The organism is Paenibacillus shenyangensis (assembly GCF_000346635.1).
GTDB lineage: Bacteria > Bacillota > Bacilli > Paenibacillales > Paenibacillaceae > Saccharibacillus > Saccharibacillus dauci.
The window spans coordinates 1-21,506 of record NZ_AOIG01000021.1 but is presented as its reverse complement, the minus strand read 5'-3'; the positions used below and the strand labels follow the sequence as shown (position 1 = coordinate 21,506).

13 protein-coding genes and 4 tRNA genes are annotated in these 21,506 nt (G+C 45.7%); 6 read left to right on the top strand and 11 right to left on the bottom strand.

What is annotated here, in order from left to right; all coding sequences use genetic code 11:
- Positions 1-189 precede the first annotated feature (189 nt).
- The 6 genes from H065_RS0116675 to H065_RS0116650 are packed head-to-tail and all read left to right on the top strand — an operon-like array spanning position 190 to position 8,344.
- Positions 190-2,937: a hypothetical protein gene (locus H065_RS0116675; protein ID WP_017814217.1), complete on the top strand. Its 2,748-nt coding sequence runs from the start codon at positions 190-192 to the stop codon at positions 2,935-2,937.
- Complete coding sequence (locus H065_RS27085; protein ID WP_017814216.1) at positions 2,934-4,283, top strand: efflux RND transporter periplasmic adaptor subunit; 1,350 nt, start codon at positions 2,934-2,936, stop codon at positions 4,281-4,283. Before H065_RS0116675 ends, H065_RS27085 begins: the two co-directional genes overlap by 4 nt.
- On the top strand, positions 4,280-4,975 hold the full coding sequence (locus H065_RS0116665; protein ID WP_017814215.1) for an ABC transporter ATP-binding protein: 696 nt from the start codon (positions 4,280-4,282) through the stop codon (positions 4,973-4,975). Before H065_RS27085 ends, H065_RS0116665 begins: the two co-directional genes overlap by 4 nt.
- Positions 4,972-6,144 (top strand): ABC transporter permease, encoded by a 1,173-nt coding sequence (locus H065_RS0116660; RefSeq protein WP_017814214.1) that lies wholly within the window; start codon positions 4,972-4,974, stop codon positions 6,142-6,144. Before H065_RS0116665 ends, H065_RS0116660 begins: the two co-directional genes overlap by 4 nt.
- A gap of 41 nt (positions 6,145-6,185) precedes the next feature.
- Positions 6,186-7,646: a sensor histidine kinase gene (locus H065_RS0116655; RefSeq protein ID WP_017814213.1), complete on the top strand. Its 1,461-nt coding sequence runs from the start codon at positions 6,186-6,188 to the stop codon at positions 7,644-7,646.
- 2 nt (positions 7,647-7,648) lie between these two features.
- Positions 7,649-8,344 carry a response regulator transcription factor gene (locus H065_RS0116650; protein WP_017814212.1) on the top strand — a complete coding sequence of 232 codons (696 nt, stop codon included), beginning with the start codon at positions 7,649-7,651 and terminating at the stop codon, positions 8,342-8,344.
- Positions 8,345-8,621: 277 nt separating this feature from the next.
- Here the strand turns inward: H065_RS0116650 and glmS are convergent, their stop codons facing one another.
- From glmS to H065_RS0116590, 11 genes are all read right to left on the bottom strand, one after another.
- Positions 8,622-10,454, bottom strand: a complete 1,833-nt coding sequence (glmS, locus tag H065_RS0116645; RefSeq protein ID WP_017814211.1) for a glutamine--fructose-6-phosphate transaminase (isomerizing) — start codon at positions 10,452-10,454, stop codon at positions 8,622-8,624.
- A gap of 870 nt (positions 10,455-11,324) precedes the next feature.
- The gene (gene glmM / locus H065_RS0116640) at positions 11,325-12,665 is read right to left on the bottom strand and encodes a phosphoglucosamine mutase (protein WP_017814210.1); all 1,341 of its coding nucleotides are present in this window, start codon (positions 12,663-12,665) and stop codon (positions 11,325-11,327) included.
- 177 nt (positions 12,666-12,842) lie between these two features.
- Positions 12,843-14,444, bottom strand: a complete 1,602-nt coding sequence (locus H065_RS26145; protein ID WP_017814209.1) for a CdaR family protein — start codon at positions 14,442-14,444, stop codon at positions 12,843-12,845.
- Positions 14,425-15,267 carry a diadenylate cyclase CdaA gene (cdaA, locus tag H065_RS0116630; RefSeq protein ID WP_017814208.1) on the bottom strand — a complete coding sequence of 281 codons (843 nt, stop codon included), beginning with the start codon at positions 15,265-15,267 and terminating at the stop codon, positions 14,425-14,427. Before cdaA ends, H065_RS26145 begins: the two co-directional genes overlap by 20 nt.
- Positions 15,268-15,639: 372 nt before the next feature.
- Positions 15,640-16,254 carry a zf-HC2 domain-containing protein gene (locus H065_RS0116625; protein ID WP_017814207.1) on the bottom strand — a complete coding sequence of 205 codons (615 nt, stop codon included), beginning with the start codon at positions 16,252-16,254 and terminating at the stop codon, positions 15,640-15,642.
- 576 nt (positions 16,255-16,830) lie between these two features.
- A complete protein-coding gene (gene sigW, locus H065_RS0116620) occupies positions 16,831-17,400 on the bottom strand; it encodes an RNA polymerase sigma factor SigW (RefSeq protein ID WP_017814206.1) in 570 nt (189 codons plus the stop codon).
- A gap of 507 nt (positions 17,401-17,907) precedes the next feature.
- Positions 17,908-20,703: a phosphoenolpyruvate carboxylase gene (ppc, locus tag H065_RS0116610; protein WP_017814205.1), complete on the bottom strand. Its 2,796-nt coding sequence runs from the start codon at positions 20,701-20,703 to the stop codon at positions 17,908-17,910.
- Between the two features lie 466 nt (positions 20,704-21,169).
- A tRNA-Gly gene (locus tag H065_RS0116605) sits at positions 21,170-21,243 on the bottom strand.
- A gap of 5 nt (positions 21,244-21,248) precedes the next feature.
- Positions 21,249-21,322 (bottom strand) — tRNA-Pro (locus tag H065_RS0116600).
- Positions 21,323-21,342: 20 nt separating this feature from the next.
- Positions 21,343-21,419, bottom strand: a tRNA-Arg gene (locus tag H065_RS0116595).
- Positions 21,420-21,423: 4 nt separating this feature from the next.
- Positions 21,424-21,498: transfer RNA gene (locus tag H065_RS0116590), tRNA-Gly, on the bottom strand.
- Positions 21,499-21,506: the final 8 nt, after the last annotated feature.

Sequence of the window (21,506 nt, the reverse complement as noted above, 5' to 3'; positions counted from 1 at the left end):
TTCAATCCAATATATCTTATATAAACTATAATCATCCGGTTTAAGAAAAGTTTAACTTTATTTTAGATTCTGTCTATCATTGGCATTCTTTTATTTATCGATGTGTTAGAACCTTCTTCTATGATAAGTCAGTAGCTCGGCACATGAAGATCGTCCTAGACAGAGTTCTACATATCAGGAGGAATATAAATGAAGAATTATCCAACGTATTTTTTACTTCTGGCCGGAATCGTAACCGCCGGTCAGAGTATAGCTACCCCGGTATCTGCCAATATTACTACACCTCATATCCAGGTACAGCATGTAAGCTCACTGGGTTCCGTCTCTTCGGTTGCTTTGCAGTCCGGTGTCAGCGCCAAACTGAGTAATCTGCAGATCGCCCGCAAAAATACCGGCAGTATTCTCGTATACACGCTGACTTATACTAATAATACATCCAGCCCGTACAAGCTGCTCAATGCCTTTTCCAAAGTGACAACCTCACAGGGAATCACGACCCGCGGTACGGTTCTGCCGGAAGACAAGACCAAAACGATCGTCCCTGCTCATAACCAGCTGTCTGTTACCTACTATATCAAGCCCGAGACCACGTCCAGTCTGAACGGTACCCGAATCACTATGTTCGGCTGGGACTTTAACAGTTCGAACTATGAGAAAAAGCTGGGCAGCTTCAATATCCCTGCTTCCTATTCTCCTGCTGCTGCCAAGGGACACAGCCAAAAAGTAGTTATCGATAATCTCCCCATCGTTCTGAAACCGGCAAAATTACAAACCATCCGGTTCAACAATACATCCTATGCTGTCGTTATGCTGAATATTACCAATAAGGGTGCCGAGACACTGGACTCCCCCAATTATAAAACCTACCTTGAGTCCCCGGGTGGCTCCACATTCGAACTTCGTCTGGATCATGCTGGTCGTGAATATGATATTGCCCCTGGAAGCAGTAAGACTGTCACTTATCTCACCGAGATTCCAGCTTCGCTAAAAATGAAAAAAATGTCACTGCTGATCACGCGTACCGAGCAGACATTACAAACCGAACTTCCGGTCGCTTCTTTTCAGCTGCCTGATGTGACGGCATCCAATCTGGTCGTACCTGCGGGCAAGGTCAAAACACTGACTATTGGCAGCAGCACAATCGAAACACAGCTGAAGCAGGCCAGTATGTCCACCAGTGGCGACAAAGCTGCATGGATGATCCAGTTCCGCGTCAAAAACACCGGCACCCAGGCACTTGCGCTGCCTGCTTATGAACTGGCACTCAAATCGTCCGAAGGTTATGCCTTCCCGATCCGTACCAAAGCACTGGGCAGCCTTACACTCAAGCCCCTGGAAGACAAAGTCATTCAGCTGTCTGCCGAAGTGCCGCTCAAACTTAAACAAAGCGCGCTGCAGTTGCAATTGGTGGAACCTTCCGTACCAGCTGATAGCAACAGTTCCAGCGATACCGATACCAAGACAGCTGCTGCACCTGCTGCAAAGTCGATTGATCTGCCTACCGCCTTTTACAAAATTCCGTATACACCAGAGCAGACCCAATCCGAGCAGGCCGAATATACGGTGGATAACAGTTATGGCAGCTTTGGTGTGACCCTGGAGTCGATCCAGCGTATGCCATGGTCTACAGAAGATATGGTAGTGGCCAAGATCCGTCTGCGCAATGCCGGTTCTTCTTCTGTGACTTTACCGGAGCTAACCGGATCGATGAGAGCCGAGAACAATCGTACGAGCAGTCCAATTCAATTGGTAGCCGAAAATAGCGAGACCTCTTCACTGGCAGCCGGAGACAGTGCAGTCTATTACGTCATCGGAAGATTCCCGTACGACCACAATCTGAATCAGCTTCAGCTTGAACTGAATACGGCAGCCGACAAATCAGATGCTACTGCAGATGCCAGCGAGTCGTTCCTGACACTGCGTACCGGACCAATCAGCTCTGCCGTTTCCCGAATTGGCGGCGGTGCATCCTTCCATATCCAGACAGCCGGGAAACGTGCCGAAGTCAAGGAACGTCGTACTGTAACCTATACAGGCGCAGGACAGAATATCGCCTATACCGAGCTGGAGATGAGCAGCGAAGAGACACGTACATCCAATCCATCCCGATTGGTCGCCTACTACAAAACACAGGATAACGAATACTACGAAGCAGAAGTAATCCAATCGAGCAAAGCAATTCGTCCAAAAGGTAAAAATCTGGTTACGGTGTGGAGTCAGCTTCCTGCCGATGTGAACATGTCCCAGTTGACCCTATATATTGGTGAAGGCGTCAAAGAAGGCCAACTGGCACAGGCAAGCGATACACCAACTGCTTATATCAATGCTGTTGAACTGTCCTTGAAAAAGCAAACAGCGACTCCGGTTACTACGCTCAGCAGCAATATGGAATTGTTCCCGTATACGTTTGCCATAACACGTGCTACAGGCACACTGGTAGAAGGTCAGGATACCGTTTCCTTTAACATGACCTATAATTTGACCAAAAATAACAACTATGAGACAGGAGATACCGGTCATCGCCTGATCCTGCAGTGGGTTGATCCATCCGGACAAATTCAGGAAAAAGTAATGGTTCCGGGTACCGATCTGACCACAGGTCAATCGCTCGCCTACTCTACTTCCCTGACGAGCAATGCATACAAAACGACCCAATCCAGAAAATTCACTATGAATGTCTATGATGAATTCCAGGGTGAACGGATCCAGCTGGGAAGCCAGAGCTATAACCTGGAAATGGTTCTGACGACTATCGACTCTTCATCCAATACGGGCAGCTCGTCACCTGTCCCATCCATACCGGACACACCCGAGACTCCTGATACCGGCAAACCTGGTACAACAGACGGTTCCGCTACTGCTGGCAATGCCGGTAAAACTACCAGTCCGGATAAAAGCCAAAATAACGCATCGAATACAACTGGAGGCAAAGCATGAGAAGTAAAAAAGCAATCTGGATCACCGCTGTGACTGTTGTAGTCGCAGCGGCGGCGGCAGCCGCCATATACCATTTCTGGCCCAAGCCCGAACCGGCGCCGATTATTGTTCCCAATCTGATTACTGTCCAAAAAGATACTATCTCTGTTCAAATCAAAGGCTCCGGTGCCACCAAAGCTACCGAACAGACCATCGTCTATGCTGCTGATCAGGGAAATGTGAATCAAGTATTGGGCAAGCTGAATATGGACGTCAAAAAAGGACAGGTGCTGATGACATACAAAGGCACCGATGTCTCCAAGGATATGCGCCAGCGTACAACCACGCTTCAGCAGCAGCAGAGTGATCTGCATGACAAGCAGGAGCAGTACAAACAGCTCGTTATGGACGGTACGTCCCAAACCGATATAGATAGTGCCCGACTCGGCATTGAAAAAGCCAAAACCGATATCGCCAGCACAGAATCCGAAATTGCACAGCTGCAAAAAGACCAGATTCCCCATAATCCACTGGTTGCACCGGTCAGCGGTACGATTACCAAAGTCAGCATTGTTCCTGGCGGTGCAGTCAGCAATGGAGCTGAAGTATTTACTATTGTGGACTATCATGACCTGAGCGCTACGATTCAGGTGGACGAAATGAATATCCCCAAGATTCATACCGGCATGAAAGCTTCTGTACAACTGGATGCACTACCCGATCAGACCTATACCGGGCGTGTATCGGCTATAGCCAATGAAGGTTCGATCAAAAACGGAGTATCTACATTTGCTGTAACTATTCATCTGGATCGGGCACCCAATGCCAAGGCAGGTATGTCTGCCCAGGCTACAATTTTTGTAGAGGAAAAAAAGAATATTCCTGTACTTCCTTTAGAGACCGTGAATCAGCGAGATGGCAAATACTTTGTTCAGCTGCAAGGTAAGCCTGACCCACAGGCACCAGCAGGCACATCCCCTGTCCCGGTCGAGAAGGAAGTCAAAGTCGGCATCCATAACGAAAGCCTGATCGAAATCAAAAGCGGCCTCAAGGAAGGCGATCAGGTAATCGGTCCGGAAGCTGATATGTTTGGAGATACCGGATTGTCTATGGATAGCAGCGATGCGGCGATGGATACCTCTTCAGCAGATACAGGGACTGCTTCAGATACTGACAGTTCCACAAGTACGGATTCCAGTTCATCTACCGATAGCAGTACATCGACGGACAGTACAGATTCCACAAACAGTAATACATCGACGGATAGCACTTCTTCCTCGGACAATAGTACATCAACCGATAGTACCTCGACCACAAGCAGTACGTCGAATGATAGTACTTCTTCCACCGGAGGAAGCAGCCAATGAGTACAGAACCGCTGATCCGGATAGAAAATCTGGAGCATGGCTATATGATGGCAGGACAACGGATGCTGGTTCTGCAGGGAATATCCTTTACGATAGATCATGGAGAATTTGTCGCAATCATCGGACCCTCGGGATCGGGCAAATCCACATTGATGAATATGATTGGTTGTCTTGATCTTCCCAATGAAGGGGATTATCTGCTGGATGGGCAAAATGTACGGAAGCTATCGGATAATCGGCTCGCCAGAATCCGCAACGAGAAAATCGGATTTATCTTTCAGAACTTTAATCTCCTGCCCAAACTTTCGGCAATCGAGAATGTAGAACTTCCGCTGATCTACCGGGGAATGTCCTATCGCGAAAGAAAAAGAAAAGCCGCAGAAGCATTGACCAAGGTAGGATTGGAGGAACGAATTCATCATCGTCCCAATCAGCTCTCCGGTGGACAGCAGCAGCGGGTAGCGATTGCCCGCGCGCTTGCTGGACAGCCTCCTATCCTGCTGGCTGATGAACCTACTGGCGCCCTCGATCCCAAAACAGGCAAAGAAGTGATGAATATGCTTCAATCCCTTAATGCCCAGGGACATACGATTATTCTGATTACGCATGATCTGGAGATTGCCGAGCAGGCCAAACGGGTGATCCGGATTCATGATGGACAGGTCACGGAAGATCGGAGGACACAATCATGATCTTCTTTCAGAGTATACGGATGGCAATGACCAGTGTCATCGGTAATAAAATACGTTCCTTTCTGACGATGCTTGGTATTATTATTGGTGTATCTTCGGTCATCCTGGTCGTATCTGTCGGTCGAAGCTTTACCGATACCATCACCGGACAATTTGACGATCTGGGTACCAATCAGCTTATGGTATCCATTATGGGGATTGGTGTCACCAGTTCCCTGACCTATGAAGAAGTCGATGCCTATAGTCATCTAAAAGGAGTCGATCTGGTCTCGCCTACCATTTCCGGCAGTGCGACTGCCAAATATGGCAATCGTCATATGGATGCTTCGCTGGAAGGCGTTACACCCAATTACCGCCCACTCAAAAATTACCGATTGCGGGCAGGACGTTTCCTGCTTGATATCGACAGTCAGTATCGCCAGGAAGTCGCTGTACTCGGTTCCGAGGTTGCAAGCAAGCTGTATGGACTTGGTAACCCGGTTGGACAGGATGTACGATTGAACGGTATTTCCTTCAAAGTTGTCGGCGTGCTGCAGCCCAAAGGCTCCGATCTAACCGGTTCCAATGATGACAAGGTCCTGATTCCGATAGCGACTGCCGAACGTTTTCTGCAGACCAAAGGGATTCAATCCTTTGTTGTCAAAGCAGCCAATCGTCAGGATGTCCCCGAAGTCAAAGCCCAACTGGAAAATAGTCTGGGTAAAACATTTAAAAATCATCCTGAAGCCTATAATGTATTTGATGCTCAGGAGATGATAGAGAGCTCGGAGAAAACCTCTGCGATGCTGTCTACCGCTCTCGCCAGCATTGCAGGAATCTCACTGGTTGTCGGCGGGATCGGCATTATGAATATTATGATTATGTCGGTCAACGAACGTACCCGGGAAATTGGTATCCGCAAAGCGCTTGGCGCCAAAAAAAACAATATTCTGATGCAGTTTATGTTTGAATCGATTGTACTCAGTACATTTGGAGGGTTGATTGGGATCGGAGCAGGCCTCGGACTGACCTCACTGGCTGGCCAATTGATCGGGAATCCGATTGCCTACGCATGGGATATGGTACTGATCGCCTTTTTATTTTCCTTTTTTATTGGCCTTGTATTCGGCATCAGCCCTGCCTACAAAGCATCCCGGCTGCGTCCGATTTATGCGCTGCGGACCGACTAATTGTATAGCATTACCATAATGATCACAGAAAGGATAAAGGTATGACAATTAAACAGCGCTTGGTGATCTCTAACATTCTTATGGTTGTAATACCTGTATTTATTTCTGTCATTATTATTCTGTCCGGCAAGTTACTCTCCGATCAATACTGGAAAAGTATTGATGAGAGCGAAAACAGTACGTATGCGGATCCTAGTAGACTGCTGAACGTTACCAAGGAACTTATTCATGAACAGCCCCATCCCGATTCCCGGAAAGTCCAAAAACTAAACGAATATCTGAACAAAAACTCCATGAAACTAAGTATCTATTCTACTTCTTCCCGGAAGCTGATCTATAACTTTGGTATGCTGGATATTGATCGCGATAACAAAATAATGAAAATGATCTGGACGCTGGATGGAGAATCCAGTCTTTCCCTGGAAAAAGAAAGTATTTATACCCAGTCTGTTAAGGTGGATGGAGATGATTATACCGTCTCCATTTTCAGCAAATTCGATCACTACAATTCGATAGACAACAATTACGAACTATACAGTTTTTTGAGTAATATTTTCCTCATAATGCTGGGGCTGGGAACGATCATTACTGTGATTTTCACCAACCGTTTTCTGACTCATTTTGTGTTCAGGCATATTCGGCAGCCGCTGGACAATCTGGTTCATGCGGTTCACGAGATTCGTGATGGGAATCTCGACGCACATATCCATTATCCGAATAATGACGAATTTGCTGCGGTCTGCAAAGATTTTAACGATATGGCTGTTCAGCTCAAGCAATCACTGCAGCTAATCCAGAGGCAGGAAGAGAATCGCAAAGAGCTGCTCGCCAGCATATCTCATGACCTGCGTTCTCCACTGACCTCGATCCGTGCCTATTCTGAAGGACTGCTGGACGGTGTAGCCAGCACACCGGAATCCCGTGAGAAGTATATTTCGATGATTAAGACCAAAGCGGAAGATATTGATCGCATGGTATCCAAAATATTCCTTTTTTCCAAATTGGATATGGGTGACTATCCCTATGATCCCGAAAGGCTGGATGTCAATCAGGAGCTACTGTCCTTGATCCGGGCGACCGCTGAGGAATACCGGACAAGAGGTCTTGATATCGAAATGGATATCTCTAATGATTCTGCTATAATTGTGGCTGATCAGGTACAGCTGGATAGTATTTTTACAAATATTCTGGAGAACAGTCTGAATTACAAAGACAAGGAACGCTGCCTGATTCGGATCAGCACCCGACTTCATCAAGACCAGCTGGTCATTACATTGACCGATAATGGTCCCGGTGTACCAGAGGAATCGCTTGGCAAGTTATTTGATGCTTTTTATCGCAGTGATCCTTCACGCAATCTTCCCCATAAGGGCAGCGGACTGGGACTTGCTATCACTGCCAAAGCTGTAGAACGCATGGGTGGTCATATTGAAGCCAGACTCGCACCAGCAGGCGGTCTCTGTATAGAGATTATTCTGCCAGTGCTTCAGCAGGAGGAATGATAATGAACAAGATATTAATTATCGAAGATGACGAAGCCATCGCAGCGATTGAACGGGATTATCTGGAGATCAACCAGTTTGCTGTCGAGATCGCAGACAATGGCATTACCGGTGCAGAAAGAGCATTATCCGGCCAGTTTCAGCTGATTTTACTTGATCTGATGCTGCCGGGTCAGGACGGATTTGCCGTCTGTCGGCAGCTGCGGGAGAAGCTCGATATTCCAATCCTGATGGTAACTGCCAAACAGGAAGATATCGATAAGATTCGTGGACTGGGACTGGGGGCAGATGATTACATTGTAAAACCCTTTTCCCCCAATGAATTGATTGCCCGGGTCAAATCCAATCTGGCACAGTACGCCCGGCTCAAAAAAGGCATGGGCGCAGCCCAGCAAAGCGGCACCATCGAGATGGGAAGTTTTGTGATCAACACCCATGCCCATCGCGCTTATCTTCAGGGTCGCGAGTTGGAACTGAAGAAAAAGGAATTCGATCTGCTGCATTTTCTGGTGCTCAATTCCAATATTGTATTTAGCAAAGATACCCTGTATGAACGTATCTGGGGCTTTGATTCGGTAGGTGACAATGCTACCGTAGCTGTTCATATTAATCGACTGCGTGAGAAGATTGAAGACGATCCTGGTAATCCCCGTTACATTCAGACGGTATGGGGAGCTGGCTATCGTTTTCAACCGTAAGTATTCTGCTGCTACCTATCCAATTTCATTTTCAAATGTACTCTTCACTTCAAAGTATACATTCACTATCCCTATACATTTCGCTCTCAAATAGATATTTATTTTGAGAATTTACCTTTACCATAATGCATATAAAAATGCACCCATTCCGACTCAACTGCTTACCTGTAAAAGGTCTGCCTGTTGAGGGAAAGGGTGCATTTTCTATTTATGATTCTATGCAGGGCTACACTTAATTATCCCTTACATATTATTAATATGCTCAACTCGTAAACTACTACTCAACCGTTACGCTTTTCGCCAGGTTACGTGGTTTGTCCACATCATGCTCCAGCGCCAGGGAAGCGTAGTAAGCCAGCAGCTGCAGTACAACAACAGACAGTGCAGGACTCAGGATTGGCAGAGTTCTTGGAATCGTCATCACGGTATCTACCGATTTGAGCAGATCTTCACGGTTCTCTTCATAAGAGACTACCATTACTTCGCCACCACGAGCTTTGACTTCCTTGATGTTGCTGACTGTTTTCTCGATTACATCTTCCTGTGTTGCCAGGGCAATAACAGGAATACCGTCTTCGATCAGAGCCAGTGTACCGTGTTTCAGTTCACCTGCTGCATAAGCCTCAGAGTGAATGTAGGAGATCTCTTTCAGTTTCAGAGAACCTTCCTGTACAACCGCATAATCCACACCGCGTCCGATAAAGAAGAGGTGTTTGTGCTGAGCGATATGCTCTGCATACTCTTTGATTTCCGGTGCCATTTCCAGCACTTTTTCTACCTGTTCCGGCAGAGAATCCATCGCTGCGAGTGTACGTGTAATCTCTTCAGTTGTCTGTGTGCCACGAATCTCAGCCATATACAGACCGAACAGATAGAATGCGATCAGCTGCGAAGTGTATGCTTTGGTAGAAGCTACAGCAATTTCCGGTCCTGCCAGTGTAGCAATGACATCATCTGCATCACGGGCGATCGAGCTACCTACCACGTTGGTGATTGCAATAACGTGTGCACCATTGGCCTGTGCCTCACGCAGTGCTGCCAGTGTATCCGCAGTCTCACCGGATTGGCTCACCACAATAACGAGTGTATCTTTGTTAATGATCGGAGAACGATAACGGTACTCGGAAGCCACATCCGTTTCAACCGGAATATGAGCCAGCTTCTCGATAATGTTACGTCCTACCAGACCTGCATGATACGCTGTACCACATGCAATGATCTGTACATTACGGATATTGCGAATCTGCTCGGCTGTCAGTTTCAGGTCACTGAAGTGAACGCCTTTACCGTCATCATTCACACGGCCCAGCATGGTGTCACGATACGCTTTTGGCTGCTCGTGAATTTCTTTCAGCATGAAATGGTCAAATCCGCCTTTTTCTGCGGTTACTGCATCCCAGTCTACATGGATCATTTCCCGAGAAATAAAGTTACCTTCAATCGACATCAGTTCAACAGCATCCTTGGTCAGAACAGCCATTTCACCATCATTCAGAATGTATACGTTACGTGTATATTTCAGAATAGCCGGGATATCGGAACCGATAAAGTTCTCGCCTTCTCCTACGCCGATAACGAGCGGGCTGGCTTGACGTACAGCTACCAGTTTGTCCGGCTCATGCTCTGTCAGAACGCCCAGTGCAAATGCACCGCGCATGTAAGTTACTGCTTTTTGTACAGCTTTGACGATATCACCTTCGTATTCACGAGCAACCAGATGCGCGATAACTTCAGTATCGGTCTCGGATACAAAGTGGATTCCGGAACGAATCAGTTCATCTTTCAGTTCCAGATAGTTCTCGATAATGCCGTTGTGTACAACAGAGAATTTTTGCTTCTCGTCTGTATGTGGATGAGAGTTTACATCAGATGGTTTACCGTGAGTCGCCCAGCGCGTGTGTCCGATACCCGCTCTGCCGATCAGTGGATGCTGCTCCAGTTTGGATTCCAGGTTAGCCATGCGACCTTGTGCTTTTACAACCTGCAGACCAGTGTCTGTAAATACAGAGATACCTGCGGAATCATACCCGCGATACTCCAGTTTGCGAAGCCCGTCTACCAAAATTTCCTGCGTATTTTTATCTCCAATATATCCAACAATACCACACATGTTTATATTCCTCCGTTCGATAGTACGTCCATTGACGTTGGTTGTACATGAGGAATAGAAATCAGTACTATGCAATTATAGATTCGTAATGAATGCACACTTGATAATGCTGTATTCCTATTCATGTCACATGCACATTCTTATAAGTATAAAGCTAGCATCGAATGGATCTTTGTGGCAGAGATCACTCTCTGCATTTGGATTCCAATTTACGGCCTGATGCATCACCGGAAGGTCCCCGCCGAATGTTTCGAACACCTTCACCTCGTCAGCTCGATATTTACTTTCTCCGTCTCTTCGAGCTCTGGCGCTTGGTCTTGCCTGGTAACATCACAGTCCTCACTTTCCTTTTCAAAGTAGTGCTATTGTAAGCTCTGCAATGTTACAGTTATATTACAAATAGCAACTTTTTCATTATATGCATGTTTACCGGATAAGGCAATGATAAAAATGTGACATGATTGTCATGAGTAGAACAAATGCTTTTCATATGGAATTAAAGCCATAATTATAGGCTGGTTGGCTGCATATATCCTACATTTACACGACAACTTGCAGAATTAACCGTTATACCCAAAATATTTTACAATTATATCCATTTAAATTCTTCATTTTCTATCGTCGTGTTCTTTCTGCTGTATTTCATGTTTAATATTCAACGCTCAACCAACCATATTTAAATAAACTATACATACCCAAAGTAAAAAAGACAGCGAGTCTGCGTGAACAGGCTTACTGTCTTTTACTTTACTTGTATCATTAAACATATTATTGAAAAGCTGCATTTCGGTTATTACCAAGCTGCCGAATCGATCGTCTTCATAACACTCCGCACACTTTTGAATAAACGAATAACCAGATAAATGAGATTTATACCAGTTCTTTTTTCACGACATCCACGATCTGGGCAACGTACTGCTCCAGTTCATTTTTATCCGGTCCTTCTGCCATTACACGAATCAGCGACTCGGTACCGGATGGACGTACTAACACACGGCCATTGCTGCCCAGCTGATCTTCAACCGCTTTGACAGCAGCAGCGATGGCTGTATTGCCTTCATAACGAGCTTTGCTTTCGACGCGCACGTTCACCAGCACCTGTGGATATTTGTTCATCATGGACTTCAGTTCGCTGAGCGACTTGCCGGATCCTACCAGTGTATCTACCAGCTGAACGGCAGTCAGGATGCCATCTCCGGTTGTGATGTAATCGAGGAAAATAACATGACCGGACTGTTCGCCACCCAGGGTATAACCACCGCGTCTCATCTCTTCCATGACATAACGATCGCCTACGGCTGTCTGTGCAGTACGCAGAGACAGAGCTTCTGTCGCTTTGTAGAAGCCGATGTTGCTCATAACTGTGGATACGATAGTGCTGTCTTTCAGCTTGCCGGCGCGATTCATCGCATCGCCGCAGATACAGAGGATATAATCGCCATCGACTTCTTCACCTTTTTCATCAATAGCAATCAGACGATCCGCATCGCCGTCAAAAGCCAGACCGATCTGTGCACCATGACGCAGAACCTCTTCCTTCAACTTTTCCGGATGTGTAGATCCACAGTGGTCATTGATATTCAGACCATTCGGTTCTGCTCCAATAGCGATAACTTCCGCACCCAGTTCCTTGAAGAAAGCAGGCGCCAGTTCATAGGCTGCACCGTTGGCACAATCCATTACAATTTTTACACCTTCAAAAGAGTGCGTAAGAGTAGACTTGAGATGCTCCAGATATTTGTATTTGGATGTATCATCGTTAACGATCGTTCCCAGATCTGCTCCTACCGGACGTGGCAGCTGGTCAACTTCTGCATCCATAAGTGCTTCGATCTGCAATTCGGTTTCATCGGACAACTTGAATCCGTCGCCACCAAAGAATTTGATGCCGTTATCTTCTACCGGATTATGTGAAGCAGAAATCATCACACCTGCATCTGCTTTAAGCAAACGGGTAATGTACGCTACCGCTGGTGTACTTACTACACCCAGACGAATAATATGAGCGCCAATGGACAGCATACCGGCGATCAACGCCGATTCCAGCATCAGACCGGAGATACGGGTATCCATTCCGATCACTACTGTTGGCTTCTCTGCGCCATGTGTTAGTACATAACCTCCACAGCGGCCAATCTGATACGCCATTTCTGCTGTTAATTCCTTGTTTGCTACACCACGTACACCGTCTGTTCCGAAATATTTACCCATAATTGTGCTCCCTTATGATATTAATAATAAATTAAATTGTTGTTTGGACAGTCTAAAAGCAGCCCGGCAGCGGCGACTCTGCTATCTTTATCGCCGACCGGACTGCATCAGACAACCATTTCTTTATACGTCTTCCCTACCTTACTGTCAATAGCTATTCGGATCATTTATACCAAATTAATGATAAGTTGTGGAAAAAACCGCTTTGGCGCTTGTTGTCGTCTCGCCATTCTTGCTTACAGCACCCTGCTTTTGCTCGGTATTCTCTTCTGTAGATGGAGTAGCCGGTGTTGTCGGTTCATTACTGGATACAGGTGGAGTCCCCGCTTCCGGCTGTTCTCCTTCTGCTGGAGGTGTGTCCGGTTGCTGTTCATTACCTGTACCAGAGTTTGTGCCAGGCTGTTCTTCCGGGTTGGAGGAGTCAGGTACAGCAGTACCTGTTCCTGCACCTGACTCAGCCTCCCCCTCTTCTGTAGTACCAGCCCCATTACTTTGTCCATTGTCTCCAGTACCATTGCCTGCTCCTGAACTGTTGGCACTCTCTGTAATAGTGACCGTTACATTCAGCTTGATTCCCGGGTCGGTCAGGCTGACCGTTTCCGGCAGTACAATCTGCACCGGAATCGTGTAGGTACCCGGGCCACGGCCATTTAGATTGGCTGTCGCTTTAATATCTTCGGGCTTCACAGCCTGAAGTGCTTCTGGGGAACCCTTGATATTCAGACTGACCTGCTTGCTCTGCGGCTTCGTAATTACTGCTTCCAGATTTGAACCTGTTCCTACCAGACCAATCGGTACATTCTGGATAACCCGTTCGGAGAATTCTTCTGTAGTGATCTTCACTTGTACGGAAGAAGGCGAGATACGTTCAGTTCCCTCTGGAAGATCCAGCTTGGCAGTCAATGTTACCGTTCCTGCCTGTTCGATAGAGCTTAGATCCACAGAAGCGGTAATCGAATCACCGAGTGCAGCAAGTGCAGACTCGGAGCCATATACGGTAATCTGATCTGCACTCACTTCTGTCCCAGCCAGCACCAGGCTATTCGGCAGCTGACCGGTATAACTAAGATTGAGCGGCAGCGTTCGGGTGGCTGCTCCAATCGGTACTTCTGCCTTGACAGAAGAAGGAGAAATAACAGCATCCTTCATTACATTTCCTGCCTTATCGTAGACAGCCAGCGCTACTGTTTTGGATACGGTATCGGTTGCATCTGCCACACTGATTACACCCTGCACCTTCTGCACGTCCTCAAGGCGGCTCTGCGGCAGTGTAACACTAACCTTGTCTGTTCCATCCGTAATAACCGGTGTACCCTTCTGATAACCTGCAGCAGGCTCCCCTTGCGTGATAATCTCAGGAACAAAGGCATTAGAAGTCTTCTCTTCAATCGTTACTTTGACCACACTGGGTGTAGAAGAGACATATTGTACGCTAGCCGGTGTATCGGTGATCAGCGGAAGACTAACCGTTCCTGCTCCTTTGATCTGGCTCAGATCGACCTTTGCCTTATAACTGTCCGAAGGCAAAAGATCCGGGCGCGTACCTCTGACTTCAATACTGACTGTCGAAGGCTCAATCGATTTCAATACATATTTGTCTTCATCAAATCCATATGGCTGCACTTGCACATCATTAATGACACTGGTGCCGACCTGAGAGGCTGAGGATTGCATAGGAAGAGTATTGTTATCCATATGGACCATAATCCACAGCAGTATGCTTACAACCAATGCTAGCACTTTGGCTACCGTGTTATTACTAATCCATTTGTCCATCATCCTTGTTATCCCCCTTTCGCTTCCAGAACAGGCCCTTTTTCTCCTTGGTGGTTACATTGGGTTTGAGAGCTTCATGCAGTTTGGAGATTAGAGATTCTTCGTTAATATCACGAATAACCTGTCCATTCATTGCAAGGGATACCTGTCCGGTCTCCTCGGATACAATCAGCGACAGCGCATCGCCCACTTCACTGATGCCGATTGCTGCTCTATGACGTGTTCCAAGTTCTTTGCTGATAAAAGGATTCTCGGACAGCGGAAGATAGCAGGCTGCTGCAGAAATCTGCTGTCCCTGTATAATCACTGCGCCATCATGCAGCGGCGTATTCGGTATGAAAATATTAATCAGAAGCTCCGAACTGACGACAGATTGCATTTTGATGCCAGACTCGGTGTACTCATTCAACCCTGTAGTCCGTTCAAATACGATCAACGCGCCAATTTTTCGTCTGGATAGATAATTGACAGACTTGATCACCTCGTTAATCATCCGGGTAATTTCTTCGTCTTCCGCTATCGTGCGTCCAAATATTTTACCACGTCCCAGCTGCTCCAGCCCCCGGCGAAGTTCCGGCTGGAAAATGATAAACACGGCCAGTACTCCAAAAGTAAATGCCTGGTTCATCAGCCACTTTAATGTATACAAGTCAAACCAGGTGCTGAGCGCCCAGATGACGACAAGCACGAGAATACCCTTTAGCAGCTGTACTGCCCGGGTACCACGTACCAGAAGAATAAGCTGATAAATAATGTACGTTACAATCAATATGTCGATTATATCTTTAATGGAATCTTTCCAAGTCAAGTCCGCAAAATACTCCATACTGCAACCCCCGTTATGTTCTATCTGGTGGACCCTTAACCTGGCATATCCGCTGCCTGTATCTTTTAATGCGTACAGACTCGCTTCAGGCTGTTAGTGTACTGTATATGCTATATTGCATCATTGGCCAGGACTACGCGTACTATGAACACTCACACCATTCCCGTACTTATTAGCAGTATAATATATAATATTACCCTAACCTGCCCTTAAATTTACTACCTTTTTTCACAAAACACCTATAACTTTTCATCTGACTGCTGCAGACTGCTATTTATGTTGATCGAAGTCCACTGCCTTATTTTACACGTTTTATCCGTGAACATGCAAAAAAGACGCCTTCTAAATAAGAGGCGCCTTACAAAAAGTCATTTAATTAGTAGAGGCGACTTCCGAGAATGCAGTTGAAATTTTGTACCAGAGCCAGCCTACTGCTTGATCTACCGTTTGAACCTGTCCGGAGATATGGGCTGTACTTGCTTGGAATATGCTGCCGTCGATAACTGTTACATCGCCTTCCACATCGCCATAAATCTTGGCTTGTCCTTTTTCTATCGTTAAATTACCGGCAATCGTCTTGCCTTCCGGTACAATCACCGTATTTCCTTCAATCACAACCTGATCCAGATTCTGCCCTTTGACGATCATTTCAGGACCTTCATTCCAGAATGGAAGTGTACCGAGCAGAATCACGAAAAATGCTGCTGCTGCCGTTAGCGCCGGATGTCTCTTTAACCAGGTCGTCCAGGCAGGAGGCTGTTTCTTTTTGGGAAGAGCCTGCATAATCCGGTCGGTGAGCTCATCAGATACTGGCGGCTTGCGGTGATTGACGGCAAACAGAAGCAATTCAGTCTGCTCCAATTCTTTAAAAACTGCACGGCACTCTGAGCACTCAGCCATATGCTGCTTGAGCTCATTTGCCTGTTCATCAGGTAAGTCGCCGTCCAGGTACTCATGTATAAATGAGACGGCCAGTTTGCAATCCATATGAGCCATTCCTTTCTTGTATATAATTATTCCAGCATCATATCACAGCCGGACCATGTCTGGAACTGCGATTACTCTGTTAAATACGCTGTAGGTTTCAAACCGTTTCATAAACCTGAAGCTTTTTTTGATTTTCATAACAATTTTTAAAAATAATGGGACTTCTTGATACCAGGCAAATAGAACATCCTCGCTAATCTGTGCAAATCATAAACTCAGTCAATCGCCTTATAAACAATCTCACCTTATCATTTTATGCTATTCAGGCATGCAAACAGTCCAAAATACCGGCTGCTGCCGGTACCCGGACTCCAGATCCATTCTATAGCAGTTGATGAAAGAATCACAAGATATTCCTATCGAAGATGATCCAACAGTTACACTGATAAATCATTATACACGCCTTATTGCATACAAACATCATAAAAAATGTAAGAACATTTGGAGAGGTCCTGCTATTGATTTAAATAGTCCATCATCCTGTTTTACACGATGTATGCAATACTGCCCATTTTCCTGCTTTTATACTCATCTCGACTTGAAATCCAGCTTAGCATTTTTATTGCACTTTTAATTTTACAGCTTGGATTCCAATTTTTTGCGAAGAAATTCCCGGCCACGATGGACACGCGTTTTGATTGTCGTTACCGGCATATCCATAACGTCACTGATTTCCTGCAGAGACAATTCCTGCAGATAACGCAGAATCATGACCGTTTTATATTTATCCGGCAAAGAATCGATTGCCTGATGAATCAGCTGCTGTGTCTCTGTAAGCAGGTATTCACTCTCAGGTGTACGCTCATCGCCCGGGATCAGGGCATAGCCGTCTGCACTATCCTGGTCATTCAATTCCGCATCCAGTGAAAAGCTCGGTTTGCGCTTACGCAGCCGGTCAATACACAGATTGGTAGCAATCCGGTAAATCCAGGTCGAGAATTTTTGCTTTGGATCATAACGATCAAGACTCTTGTAGACTCGCAAAAATGTCTCTTGTACCACATCTTCCGCTTCATGACGATTACTCAGCATACGGTAACCCAAATGAAATATCTTGTCTTTGTATAAATCAACGATTTCGGCAAATGCACGCTGATCACCTTTTAGCGCCAATTTGACTAATCTCGTATCCAGATTATCCACCATCACTCCCCCAGACTCAGTTCCCGGTATGTATAGTATTCTGTAAAACCATTTTACAATCCAATTAAAATCGTACTGGATGATACCTTAAATTGCAATCTTAATCGTCTGTTTCTTTCAAACTTCTTTTATTTCTTGGGAAATAGTAAAATAAACATCCGCAAATCTTCTACAAATCAGTTTAGTCTTTTCCATAATGATCTTCTCCATGCTAATGATCTTCTGTGCGTACTAATTTTTCTCCATAATAAAAGGCTGACATTATTTCCAAACAATAATGTCAGCCTTTTGAGTTGTATCCACTCTCCGGTCTTGATACAACCAGAGATGTATACAGTCTATATGGAGATATTTATCATACTGTTTTTATAATTTGAGAGATTCATGATGATAGCCATTAACTTAAACCAAATCAAATCAATTCTGTTTGGCTATCTGCTATCTGCTATCTGCTATCTGCTATCTGCTATCCGGATAGTCTACTCGGCTTCTAAACAAATACTAGTGATATCAGCCCGTATTTCTCAACCCTGCTGCAATACCGTTGATCGTCAACAATACTTCACGCAGCAATTCAGGATCATCTGCGCCTTCTTCACGAATCTGGCGCAGTTCACTGAGCAGTTGAACCTGCAAATAGCTCAGAGGATCTACATACGGGTTACGAAGACGTACCGACTCCTGAATAACAGGAACATTATCCAAAATATCCTGCTGTCCGGTAATTTGCAGTACCAGATCACGAGTGAGGTTAAACTCGGATTCGATTAATCCAAAGATGCGTGTACGAGAGTCGTCGTCCTGACACATTCCTGCATATTCCCTGGCAATAGTCAGATCCGCTTTGGCAATAGCCATCTGTAGCGTATCAATCAGTGTGGTAAAGAACGGGAATTCTTTGTACATTCTTTGCAGAACAGCCATGTTTTCTGGCTGATTCTGATAAAAATGTTGTAGTCCCGTACCGGCAGCATACCATGCTGGCAGCAGATAACGACTCTGTGTCCATGCAAATACCCACGGAATCGCCCGCAAATCCTCAAATCGATCACTGTTTTTACGTTTGGAAGGACGAGAGCCAATATTCAGCTCGCCTACTTCCGGTAAAGGTGTCGATTGCTTGAAGAAACTCATAAAGTCCGGATCACGGAAAATCAACTGCTGATATTTATCCAGCGACACTTCCGAAATACCACGGATAATTTCTTCCCACTCTTCATTTCCTTCACCTGCAGGTGCTCCGGTCTTGGCAATAGTAGCCGAACGAATCAGCGCGGAGATAGCCTGCTCCAGACTGCGATAGGCAATTCCTTGCAGAGAATAACGGGAAGATAATACTTCACCCTGCTCGGTAATCTTGATCCCGCCGCCAATTGTATGAGGCGGTTGTGCGAGAATACTGCGATCCAGCGACATACCTCCGCGACCGAGTGCTCCACCACGACCATGGAAAAATTTCAGCTTGATGCCGTATTCCTGGCCCATCGCCGTAATGTTGTTAAGGGCAAGACGCAATTCCCAGTTCGCCGTAACCACGCCGCCGTCTTTGTTACTGTCCGAATAACCAAGCATAATCTCATGCAGATCATTCATCGCAGCGACCGCTTTACGATAAGCAGGCAAATCAAGTACCTGACGCATAATCCGTGGTGCTTCGTGCAGATCGTCAATCGTCTCGAACAACGGAACTGCTTGCAATGTACATTGTACACTGCCATCAGCTAATTGACGGAACAATCCCATCTCTTTGGCGAACACCATGACTTCCAGAATATCACTGGCTCCCTGTGTCATACTGATCAGGTAGCTGGAGATACAGTTAGTACCAAACTCCTGCTGCGCTTTATGGATCGTACGATAGACGGCCAGACATTCTTCGGTACTCTCGCTATATTTGAAATAAGGTGAGGTAATTGGTCTTGGATCGCTTAGCAGTTTGCCGAGCAGCTCAATCTTCTCCTCTTCCTGAAGTTTGGAGTAATCCTCCACAATCTCCATGTTAGCGAGAATTTCTTTGAGCGAGTTCTCGTGTTCCTGGCTATGCTGGCGAACATCCAGTGTAGCCGTATGGAACCCGAACAGCTCGACCTGGCGGATCATTTTTTTCACATATGTATCCGCTACATAATCAGCATAATGATGACGAAGGCTCTTATCAATCACTTTCAGATCTTCCAGCAGTTCAGATACATCATTGTAACGCTCTGTAGTACCCTGCTTGGAATCATCCCCAATATTGCTCAGCTTGCGCAGCATATAAGCGATCTTGATCCGATAAGGCTCGTTTTCATTATTCCAACTGTAGATTTTATCGATAGTGACATGCAGACGATCTTTTTGAATAGAAGATAACAGTTCTTCTGATACATCAATAATCGTTGTGCTAAAGCTCAATGATTGCATCATTTCACGCAGGATACGCTGGTATTCACGAATAGCCAGCTTCCGCTGCATCTGCAGAGTCTTCCAAGTCACTTCTGCTGTAACGGATGGATTACCATCGCGGTCTCCACCAATCCAAGAACCAAAGCGAAGGAAGCCCGGTACATGCCAGTCGTGCTCAGGATAATGTTTGGACAGCGAACGCTCCAGCTCCTGATACAACTCAGGCAGTACATCAAACAGCGTCTCGTGGAAGTAATACATCCCGTTACGTACTTCGTCCAGTACCGTTGGTTTGCGATCACGCAGCTCGTCTGTTTGCCAGAGAGTAATAACCTCGTTCAGCAACTTCTCACGCAGTTGTTCCCGTTCACGGAAAGTTAGGGTCGGATTATCCAGCAGTTTGACATCTTCAGAAATACGCTTATGGATATCCAAAATAGCCCGGCGCATTGCTTCAGTTGGATGAGCCGTCATAACCAGTTCCAGTGAAAGATCTGCAAAGATCGCTTCAACTTCTTCAGCAGTAAAGTTATTGTTTTTTAGTTCCTGAACTGCATTCTCCATCGTTCCGGATTGTACATTTTCACCAGCAGAACGTTCATAATCACGTTTACGACGAATACGATGATTTTGCTCTGCAATATTGACAAGTTGAAAATAAACCGCAAAAGCACGTATGACCTGATGCCTGTTGTCCGAATCCAGATGCTTGATTAACGTTTTGAATTCTTCAAATACCTCAGGCAAAGAAACTGCCCGCAACGATTTGCTCAGCTCACGAATTTTTTCGACGATATCCAGCAGCTCCTGGCCCCCCTGGTGTACGAGTACCTCTCCCAGGATATTGCCCAAAAAACGTACATCACGCCGAAGCAAATTATTAGAATGATTTTTACTCACATTGACTGTCAACTCAGACATGCTCTTCCTCCTATCGTTCCCGGTGGTTCATTCTATTTAAAGGTTCACATCTTCTTAACATCATACAACAAAGCCGGAATGATTACTTTAATTAATTTGAGTAATATGATTAATTATGCAAACATTCTATCATTCATTCATAATGCTTCACAGCGTTATTGCGCAAAAATATTATACTATACTTTTTCCATACCTATTGTATGAAGTCTCACAGAAAATATTCCGTTCCACTTCTACATTCTACATTCTACATTCTACATTCTACATTCTACATTCTACATTCTACATTCTACATTCTACATTCTCGACAAAGTATTATTACTTCTTATCCTTTTAAAAGCCTTATTATTTTCATAGAGAAAATAATAAGATTAGTAACTATTAAAGCAGAGCCTCTGTTTTATTACCTCTTTTTATAAATCTGTATATAGCAAAAAAAGACCGTTACCGGTCTTCATTCACATATTGGAGCGGGTGATGGGAATCGAACCCACGCTATCAGCTTGGAAGGCTGAAGTTCTACCATTGAACTACACCCGCATCAATCGGGATGACACGATTTGAACATGCGACCCCCTGGTCCCAAACCAGGTGCTCTACCAAGCTGAGCTACATCCCGATATACATTATAATAAAAAATGGCGCGCCCTAAGAGATTCGAACTCCTGACCTTTTGATTCGTAGTCAAACGCTCTATCCAGCTGAGCTAAGGGCGCGTATTGGAGCGGACGACGGGAATCGAACCCGCGACCCTCGCCTTGGCAAGGCGATGCTCTACCGCTGAGCCACGTCCGCGTAATAAG

What these genes read in the sequence shown, in the direction of transcription:
- H065_RS0116675 (WP_017814217.1), top strand. Translation starts at nt 190, where the DNA reads ATGAAGAATTATCCAACGTATTTTTTACTTCTGGCCGGAATCGTAACC.
- H065_RS27085 (WP_017814216.1), top strand. Translation starts at nt 2,934, where the DNA reads ATGAGAAGTAAAAAAGCAATCTGGATCACCGCTGTGACTGTTGTAGTC.
- H065_RS0116665 (WP_017814215.1), top strand. Translation starts at nt 4,280, where the DNA reads ATGAGTACAGAACCGCTGATCCGGATAGAAAATCTGGAGCATGGCTAT.
- H065_RS0116660 (WP_017814214.1), top strand. Translation starts at nt 4,972, where the DNA reads ATGATCTTCTTTCAGAGTATACGGATGGCAATGACCAGTGTCATCGGT.
- H065_RS0116655 (WP_017814213.1), top strand. Translation starts at nt 6,186, where the DNA reads ATGACAATTAAACAGCGCTTGGTGATCTCTAACATTCTTATGGTTGTA.
- H065_RS0116650 (WP_017814212.1), top strand. Translation starts at nt 7,649, where the DNA reads ATGAACAAGATATTAATTATCGAAGATGACGAAGCCATCGCAGCGATT.
- glmS (WP_017814211.1), bottom strand. Translation starts at nt 10,454, where the DNA reads ATGTGTGGTATTGTTGGATATATTGGAGATAAAAATACGCAGGAAATT.
- glmM (WP_017814210.1), bottom strand. Translation starts at nt 12,665, where the DNA reads ATGGGTAAATATTTCGGAACAGACGGTGTACGTGGTGTAGCAAACAAG.
- H065_RS26145 (WP_017814209.1), bottom strand. Translation starts at nt 14,444, where the DNA reads ATGATGGACAAATGGATTAGTAATAACACGGTAGCCAAAGTGCTAGCA.
- cdaA (WP_017814208.1), bottom strand. Translation starts at nt 15,267, where the DNA reads ATGGAGTATTTTGCGGACTTGACTTGGAAAGATTCCATTAAAGATATA.
- H065_RS0116625 (WP_017814207.1), bottom strand. Translation starts at nt 16,254, where the DNA reads ATGGATTGCAAACTGGCCGTCTCATTTATACATGAGTACCTGGACGGC.
- sigW (WP_017814206.1), bottom strand. Translation starts at nt 17,400, where the DNA reads ATGGTGGATAATCTGGATACGAGATTAGTCAAATTGGCGCTAAAAGGT.
- ppc (WP_017814205.1), bottom strand. Translation starts at nt 20,703, where the DNA reads ATGTCTGAGTTGACAGTCAATGTGAGTAAAAATCATTCTAATAATTTG.